This is a genomic window from Streptomyces sp. AC512_CC834, assembly GCF_019049325.1.
Lineage (GTDB): Bacteria > Actinomycetota > Actinomycetes > Streptomycetales > Streptomycetaceae > Streptomyces.
In genome coordinates this window covers 1-1,437 of sequence record NZ_JAGMUO010000071.1, presented here as the reverse complement: position 1 = coordinate 1,437, position 1,437 = coordinate 1, and the positions used below count along the sequence as shown (strand labels likewise).

At 56.6% G+C, this 1,437-nt stretch carries 1 rRNA gene; it reads right to left on the bottom strand.

Going from position 1 to position 1,437, the window contains the following annotated elements:
- Positions 1 to 22 precede the first annotated feature (22 nt).
- A 23S ribosomal RNA gene (locus KUM40_RS26315) occupies positions 23 to 1,437 on the bottom strand; the annotation flags it as partial.

The following is a 1,437-nucleotide window of genomic DNA, read 5'->3' as shown; positions in this document are numbered from 1 at the left end:
AACACAGTGGACGCGAGCAACTGAGGACAAGCCCTCGGCCTATTAGTACCGGTCACCTCCACACCTCACGGTGCTTCCAGATCCGGCCTATCAACCCAGTCGTCTACTGGGAGCCTTACCCCATCAAGTGGGTGGGAGTCCTCATCTCGAAGCAGGCTTCCCGCTTAGATGCTTTCAGCGGTTATCCCTCCCGAACGTAGCCAACCAGCCATGCCCTTGGCAGGACAACTGGCACACCAGAGGTTCGTCCGTCCCGGTCCTCTCGTACTAGGGACAGCCCTTCTCAAGACTCCTGCGCGCGCAGCGGATAGGGACCGAACTGTCTCACGACGTTCTAAACCCAGCTCGCGTACCGCTTTAATGGGCGAACAGCCCAACCCTTGGGACCGACTCCAGCCCCAGGATGCGACGAGCCGACATCGAGGTGCCAAACCATCCCGTCGATATGGACTCTTGGGGAAGATCAGCCTGTTATCCCCGGGGTACCTTTTATCCGTTGAGCGACGGCGCTTCCACAAGCCACCGCCGGATCACTAGTCCCGACTTTCGTCCCTGCTCGACCCGTCGGTCTCACAGTCAAGCTCCCTTGTGCACTTACACTCAACACCTGATTGCCAACCAGGCTGAGGGAACCTTTGGGCGCCTCCGTTACTCTTTAGGAGGCAACCGCCCCAGTTAAACTACCCATCAGACACTGTCCCTGATCCGGATCACGGACCCAGGTTAGACATCCAGCACGACCAGACTGGTATTTCAACGACGACTCCACCCACACTGGCGTGCGAGTATCAAAGTCTCCCAGCTATCCTACACAAGCCGAACCGAACACCAATATCAAACTGTAGTAAAGGTCCCGGGGTCTTTCCGTCCTGCTGCGCGAAACGAGCATCTTTACTCGTAGTGCAATTTCACCGGGCCTATGGTTGAGACAGTCGAGAAGTCGTTACGCCATTCGTGCAGGTCGGAACTTACCCGACAAGGAATTTCGCTACCTTAGGATGGTTATAGTTACCACCGCCGTTTACTGGCGCTTAAGTTCTCAGCTTCGCCACACCGAAATGTGACTAACCGGTCCCCTTAACGTTCCAGCACCGGGCAGGCGTCAGTCCGTATACATCGCCTTACGGCTTCGCACGGACCTGTGTTTTTAGTAAACAGTCGCTTCTCGCTGGTCTCTGCGGCCACCCCCAGCTCGGAGTGCAAGACTCGTCACCGGGTGTGGCCCCCCTTCTCCCGAAGTTACGGGGGCATTTTGCCGAGTTCCTTAACCATAGTTCACCCGAACGCCTCGGTATTCTCTACCTGACCACCTGAGTCGGTTTAGGGTACGGGCCGCCATGAAACTCGCTAGAGGCTTTTCTCGACAGCATAGGATCATCCACTTCACCACAATCGGCTCGGCATCAGGTCTCAGCCTCGTGTGCGACGGATTTACCT